Annotated in this window: 6 protein-coding genes; 4 read left to right on the forward strand and 2 right to left on the reverse strand. The window is 71.7% G+C overall.

Features of this window, described 5'->3' with window-relative positions; genetic code table 11:
- Positions 1-103: 103 nt before the first annotated feature.
- On the reverse strand, positions 104-1051 hold the full coding sequence (locus tag J7I97_RS19125) for a DUF389 domain-containing protein (protein ID WP_214936450.1): 948 nt from the start codon (positions 1049-1051) through the stop codon (positions 104-106).
- Between the two features lie 25 nt (positions 1052-1076).
- On the reverse strand, positions 1077-2123 hold the full coding sequence (coaA, locus tag J7I97_RS19130) for a type I pantothenate kinase (RefSeq protein ID WP_214936452.1): 1047 nt from the start codon (positions 2121-2123) through the stop codon (positions 1077-1079).
- Between the two features lie 263 nt (positions 2124-2386).
- On the opposite strand from coaA, the gene J7I97_RS19135 reads away from it, so the two are divergent.
- From J7I97_RS19135 to J7I97_RS19150, 4 genes are all read left to right on the forward strand, one after another.
- Positions 2387-3160, forward strand: coding sequence for a hypothetical protein (locus J7I97_RS19135; protein ID WP_214936454.1), 774 nt, complete (start codon positions 2387-2389; stop codon positions 3158-3160).
- Between the two features lie 132 nt (positions 3161-3292).
- Positions 3293-5185: a glutamine--fructose-6-phosphate transaminase (isomerizing) gene (glmS, locus tag J7I97_RS19140; protein ID WP_214936456.1), complete on the forward strand. Its 1893-nt coding sequence runs from the start codon at positions 3293-3295 to the stop codon at positions 5183-5185.
- A 28-nt stretch (positions 5186-5213) separates the two neighbouring features.
- Positions 5214-5582, forward strand: a complete 369-nt coding sequence (locus tag J7I97_RS19145; protein WP_214936458.1) for a holo-ACP synthase — start codon at positions 5214-5216, stop codon at positions 5580-5582.
- 27 nt (positions 5583-5609) lie between these two features.
- Positions 5610-6752 (forward strand): NAD(P)H-hydrate epimerase (locus tag J7I97_RS19150; RefSeq protein WP_214936460.1); only part of this gene is annotated, 1143 nt, incomplete at its 3' end.

The following is a 6752-nucleotide window of genomic DNA, read 5'->3' on the forward strand; positions in this document are numbered from 1 at the left end:
TGTCCCGCGCTGGTGTGAAGACGTCGGCCCCGTCCTCCGGAAGCTTCCGGAGGACGGGGCCGATGGGTTTTGGGGCTGCGCGCTCAGGCGTGCTCAGGCGCGCTCAGGCCTTCGGCCGGCGGACCCAGCGGCCCCGCTGGGTCCGCCACAGTGCTTTCTGCCCGTACAGGGTCAGTACGCCGGCCAGCATGATCCCGCCCAGGTTCAGCAGCAGCTGTTCCATCGAGCCCCACATCTGGGCGAACTCACCGTAACTGAGGGCCACGGCAGCGTTCGCGCCGGCCGGGACGGTCGTCACCGAGATCGCCACGCCCACCAGCGCCCCGGACTTCGCCGAGGTCAGGGAGAGCACTCCGGCCACGCCCGCGAGCAGCGACACCACGAAGGAGAACGGGTCCGGCTGCCAGATGAAGCCGGTGTTGGGGCGGGGCATGTCCAGCATCCCCCCGTGGAACTGCCCGATCGCGTCCATCCCCAGGCTGAAGACGGTGGTGGCCACGATCGCCACGGCGAAGCCGATCAGGAGCGCGCTCAGCGACCGCAGCGCGAGGCGCGGCTGTCGTTGCACCACCCCCGTGCAGACGCCCGCCAGCGGGCCGAACTCCGGACCGACCGCCATCGCGCCCACGATCAGGATGGCGTTGTCGAGGGCGACACCACAGGCCGCGATCATGGTCGCCAGGATCATGAACGCGCAATAGGTGATGGTGAGGGTGGACTCCTCGTGGGTGGCCTCGGTCAGCTGCTCCCACAGCACCGCGTCGGCGGCCTCGCCAGGGGCCTCCTTCTCGGCTTCGTCGGCCCGCCGGGACAGCGACAGGTCGATGTTCTCGACGGCGATCGAGCCTTCCTTGTCGATGCCCAGCTCCTGGAGCCCGTGCAGAAGCTCGTCGCCCGCCTCCCGGGCAACGTCGCACAGCACCAGGTCGCCCTGGGGATCGCGGGCGGCACCCGGCAGTACGACCAGGTGGGTGGTGCCGACCGTCGATTCGATGACCGAGACGGCGGCCTCGGTCCGGTCGGCCGGGGTGATCAACCGAAGGTGCAGCATGGCCGCACCCTAGCCGGTGCGCGGCTCAGAGCTTGCGGAGGCTGAGCTTCTGCACCTTGTGGTCCGGGCCCTTGCGTACGACGAGGGTGGCCCGGCCGCGGGTGGGGGCCACGTTCTCCAGCAGATTGGGCTTGTTGATGGTGCGCCACATGGTCTGCGCGTACTCGATGGCCTCCTCCTCGGAGACCTGTGTGTACTTGCGGAAGTAGGAGAAAGGATTCTGGAACGCGGTCTCGCGCAGCTTCCGGAACCGGTTGAGGTACCAGCGCTCGATGTCCTCGGGGCGCGCGTCGACGTACACGCTGAAGTCGAAGTAGTCGGCGAGACCGACGCGGGTCCGGCCGTCCGTGCCGGGCAGGGCCGGCTGGAGGACGTTGAGCCCCTCGACGATGAGGATGTCCGGGCGGCGGACGACGAGCTGCTCGCCCGGGACGATGTCGTAGATCAGGTGTGAGTAGACCGGGGCGGTGACCTCGTCCTTGCCGGCCTTGATGTCGGCGACGAACCGGGTGAGGGCGCGGCGGTCGTACGACTCCGGGAAGCCCTTGCGGGCGGTCAGGCCGCGCCGCTGGAGCTCCTTCATGGGGTAGAGGAAGCCGTCGGTGGTGACCAGCTCCACGCGGGGGTGCTCGGGCCAGCGGGCGAGCAGGGCCTGGAGCAGGCGGGCCACGGTGGACTTGCCGACGGCGACGGAACCGGCGACGCCTATCACGAAGGGGGTGCCCTGCTGGGCGCCGTGGCCGTTGCCGGCGTCTCCGAGGAAGGTGTTCAGGGTGCCGCGGAGGTTGCTGGTGGCGCCGACGTAGAGGTTGAGGAGACGGGAGAGCGGCAGGTAGACGTCGCGGACCTCGTCGAGGTCGATGACGTCGCCGAGCCCGCGCAGCCGCTCGACCTCGTCGGCGGTGAGGGGCAGCGGCGTCCGCTCGCGCAGGGCGCTCCACTCTGCGCGGGTGAGGTCGACGTACGGGGAGGCGTCGGGCGTCCTGCGGGGGGCGGGGCGCTCGGGCCGGTCGGCGCGCGCCGTTGCGCTGTCCGACGTGCTTCGTGGCGGCGAAGTGATCACAGGCCCCATTGTCGGGGCTCGGCGGCGGTTGTGGGTGGTGTGGTCGGTCACGTGGGGGCGCAGGGCCGGGGTGGCGGAGCGTGACGTGCATGCCTCGCGCTGTGATCTGATCTCGGATCTCTGGATCTGTGATCTCTGAGTCTGTGATCTCTGGTCTGTGATCTCGGCGGGGTCACGATTGGCGGCCCACGGCGGTAAATCGCGGTGTGGTGATCGGATGTGCCCGTAGATTTGCTGATGATCATAGTTGTGAGTTGTGGGGGAGATCCATCGTGCGTACCGCACTTGTCCGTCGTACCGTCCTGACCGCTTCGGCGGTGTCCCTGGCCGTGCTGGCCACCGCCTGTGGGTCCGACAAGGGGGACACCAAGGCGGACGCCAAGCCGTCCGCCGGGGCCGCTGCCGCGTCGGCGGCGCCCGCCGCCAAGGCGAAGACGGACGCGGAGCTGGGCGGGCTGATCGTGGCTCAGGCCGATCTGCCCGACCACCAGTTCAAGGCGGCCACGCCCGCCGAGGCCACCGCCGGGGCCGGGGCCACCAGTGACAAGCCCGCCTGCCTGCCGCTGGTCAACGCGCAGTCCATGACCCCGTTCGGCAAGGCGGGCGGGGTCGCGCGGACCAAGGTCGTCGGCAAGCCGAAGGAGCCCGCCGCGGACGCGAGCCCCGAGGAGAAGATGAAGGCCGCGATGGATGCCCTCGGCACCACCGCGACCGCCGTCACCCTCGCGTCGTACGACGGCAAGGGCGCGGAGGAGGCCTTCGCGGGCCTCAAGGCCGCGGGCACGGCCTGCGCCGGCGGGTACACCGCCACCCAGGGCGGCGAGGCCGGCAAGATCACCAAGGTCGCCGCCGGCACCGCCGTCACCGCCGGGGACGAGGCGCTCGCCTACACCGTGGAGGGTGACGCGGACGGCGAGAAGTTCACGACGCAGCTCGTGGTCGTGCGCAAGGGCAACACCCTGGCGACCTTCTCCGCCCTGAGCCTGACCGGTACCGCCGAGCAGCCGAAGGCCGTCATCGACGCGCAGGCCAAGAAGCTCGGCTGACCCCTTCGGCGGGACCCTCTGGGGGCAATTCCAGGAGTGAGCGTCAACCCCGCTCCGGCGCGTTTGCCGGGGCGGGGTTTCGTCTTGCTCAGGTACCGGGCGGGAGGCCAACTACGGCGTACGCTGCGGCCTATGTGCGGAATTGTGGGTTACGTGGGAGCGCAGTCGGCGCTCGATGTGGTCATCGCCGGACTCAAGCGGCTGGAGTACCGCGGCTACGACTCGGCGGGGGTCGCGGTGCTCGCGGACGGGTCGCTGGCCGCCGTGAAGAAGGCAGGCAAGCTGGTCAATCTGGAGAAGGAGCTGGTCGGGCACCCGCTGCCGGGCGGTTCCACGGGGCTCGGGCACACCCGGTGGGCGACCCACGGCGGGCCCACCGACGTCAACGCGCACCCGCATCTGGACAATTCGGGGCGCGTGGCCGTCGTGCACAACGGGATCATCGAGAACTTCGCCGCGCTGCGCGCCGAACTGGCCGAGCGCGGGCACCGGCTGGGGTCCGAGACGGACACCGAGGTCGTGGCGCATCTGCTGGCGGAGCAGTTCTCGGACATGGGGGCCGGGGCCAGTGGGGCTGTTGGGGCCGGGGCGGCCGGGGCCGGGGGGCTGGCGGAGGCGATGCGGCGGGTCTGCCGACGGCTGGAGGGCGCGTTCACGCTGGTCGCGGTGCACGCCGACGAGCCGGACGTGGTGGTCGGCGCGCGCCGGAACTCCCCTCTGGTGGTGGGCGTTGGAGAGGGTGAGAACTTCCTCGCCTCGGACGTGGCCGCGTTCATCGCCCACACCCGGTCCGCGATCGAGCTGGGGCAGGATCAGGTCGTCGAGCTCCGCCGCGACGGGGTCTCGGTGACCAACTTCGACGGTTCGCCCGCGTCCGTGCGGGCGTACCACGTGGACTGGGACGCCTCGGCGGCCGAGAAGGGGGGTTATGACTACTTCATGCTCAAGGAGATCGCCGAGCAGCCGAAGGCTGTCGCCGACACCCTCCTGGGCAGGATCGACGCGAACGGCTCGCTGACCCTGGACGAGGTGCGCATCCCCGCCTCGGTACTCCGTGAGGTCGACAAGGTCGTGATCGTGGCGTGCGGTACGGCGTACCACGCGGGCATGATCGCGAAGCTGGCCATCGAGCACTGGACCCGCATCCCGTGCGAGACGGAGCTGGCGAGCGAGTTCCGCTACCGCGACCCGATCCTGGATCAGCGGACGCTGGTGATCGCGATCTCGCAGTCCGGCGAGACCATGGACACCCTGATGGCGCTGCGGCACGCGCGCGAGCAGGGCGCCAAGGTGCTGGCCGTCTGCAATACGAACGGGTCGACGATCCCCCGCGAATCGGACGCCGTGCTGTACACGCACGCCGGTCCGGAGGTGGCCGTCGCCTCGACCAAGGCGTTCCTGACGCAGCTGGTGGCCTGCTATCTGGTCGCGCTGTACCTCGGGCAGGTGCGGGGTACGAAGTGGGGCGACGAGATCGAGTCGGTGATCCGGGAGCTGTCGGACATCGCCGCGGCCGTGGACACCGTACTGGAGACCATGGAACCGGTGCGGGAGTTGGCGCGGTCGCTGGCGGACAAGAACACCGTGCTGTTCCTGGGGCGGCATGTCGGGTACCCGGTGGCGCTGGAGGGTGCGCTCAAGCTCAAGGAGCTGGCGTACATGCACGCCGAGGGCTTCGCGGCGGGCGAGCTCAAGCACGGGCCGATCGCGCTGATCGAGCAGGACCTGCCGGTGGTGGTGGTCGTGCCGTCGCCGCGCGGGCGTTCGGTGCTGCACGACAAGATCGTGTCGAACATCCAGGAGATCCGGGCGCGCGGGGCGCGGACCATCGTGATCGCCGAGGAGGGTGACCAGGCGGTGGTGCCGTACGCCGACCACCTGATCCGGATCCCGGCGACGCCGACGCTGCTTCAGCCGCTGGTGGCGACGGTGCCGTTGCAGGTGTTCGCGTGCGAGCTGGCGACGGCGCGGGGCAACGAGGTGGACCAGCCGCGTAATCTCGCCAAGTCCGTGACGGTGGAGTAGCGGCCTGGTGGAGTAGGGGCTTGGTGTTGTGATTATCGGTGTGGGGATTGACGTTGCCGAGATCGACCGGTTCGGTGCGGCGCTGGAGCGGACGCCGAATCTGGCGCAACGACTGTTCGTCGACGCCGAGTTGACGCTGCCGAGCGGTGAGCGGCGCGGTATCGCCTCGCTCGCCGCCCGGTTCGCGGCCAAGGAAGCCCTGGCCAAGGCCCTTGGCGCGCCCGCCGGGATGCTGTGGACCGACGCCGAGGTGTACGTCGAGGACACCGGGCAGCCGAAGCTGCGGGTGTCCGGGACGGTCGAGGCGCGGGCGGTGGCGCTGGGCGTGAAGTCCTGGCACATCTCGCTGAGCCACGACGCGGGCGTCGCATCCGCCGTGGTGATTGCCGAGGGGTAGGGCCCGCCTTTCGGGCAGGCTGGTCCCATGCGTACTGCTTACAGCGTGGAGACCGTACGGGCCGCCGAGCGCGAGCTGATGGCACGGCTGCCCGAAGGCGCCCTGATGCAGCGGGCGGCGGCCGGGCTGGCCGCCGTGTGCGCGGGGCTGCTCACGCGGCGGCGGGGGAGGGTGTACGGGGCGCGGGTCGTGCTGCTGGTCGGACCGGGGGACAACGGCGGGGACGCGCTGTACGCGGGCGCCCGGCTGGCGCGGCGCGGGGCCGGGGTGACGGCGGTGCCAATGGATCCGGCGCGGGTCCACGGCGGCGGCCTGGCGGCGCTGCTCGCGGCGGGCGGCCGGGTGGAGCGGTCCGTTCCGCGGCGGGGCGTGGACCTGGTGATGGACGGGCTCGTCGGGATCGGGGGGCGCGGCGGGCTGCGCCCGGCCGCCGCGGCGCTGGTGGAGCGGATCCCCGAGGGCGCGGTGGTGGTCGCGGTGGACCTGCCGAGCGGGGTGGACGCGGACACCGGGGAGGTGGCGGGGGCGGCGGTACGGGCCGATGTCACGGTGACCTTCGGGGCCTACAAGCCGGGGCTGCTGATTGATCCGGGGGCGTCGTGGGCGGGCGTGGTGCGGCTGGTGGACATCGGGCTGGGGGCTGCCGACGTCGCCGTGGAGGCTTTGCAGCACCGTGATGTGGCGGCGCTGCTGCCGGCGCCGACGGCGTCGAGTGACAAGTACCGGCGGGGTGTCGTCGGGATCGTCGCCGGGTCCTTGCAGTACCCGGGCGCGGCGGTGCTCGCGGTGGCGGGGGCGCTGCGGGGCGGCGCGGGCGCGGTGCGGTACGTAGGGCCGGCGGCGGATGCGGTGCTCGCGCGGTACCCGGAGACGCTGATCGGGCGGGGGCGGGTGCAGGCGTGGGTGGTCGGGCCGGGGGTGGGGGGGGGGCGGGCCGGGGAAGTCGCCGAGGTCCTTTCGGACCCGGTGCCAGTGCCGGTGCTCGTGGACGCGGACGGTTTGCGCGGGCTGGACCCGGAGGTGCTGCGTGCCCGGCCGGCGGCGACGCTGCTGACGCCGCATGCGGGGGAGGCGGCGGCGCTGCTCGGTACGTCGCGGGAGTCGGTGGAGGCGGGGCGGCTGGCGGCGGTGCGGGAGCTTGCGGGGCGGTACGGGGCGACGGTGCTGCTC

The organism is Streptomyces sp. ISL-87 (assembly GCF_018614095.1).
GTDB lineage: Bacteria > Actinomycetota > Actinomycetes > Streptomycetales > Streptomycetaceae > Streptomyces.

Coding starts and splice junctions, on each gene's coding strand:
- glmS (WP_214936456.1), top strand. CDS start 3,293: ATGTGCGGAATTGTGGGTTACGTGGGAGCGCAGTCGGCGCTCGATGTG.
- coaA (WP_214936452.1), bottom strand. CDS start 2,123: ATGGGGCCTGTGATCACTTCGCCGCCACGAAGCACGTCGGACAGCGCA.
- J7I97_RS19125 (WP_214936450.1), bottom strand. CDS start 1,051: ATGCTGCACCTTCGGTTGATCACCCCGGCCGACCGGACCGAGGCCGCC.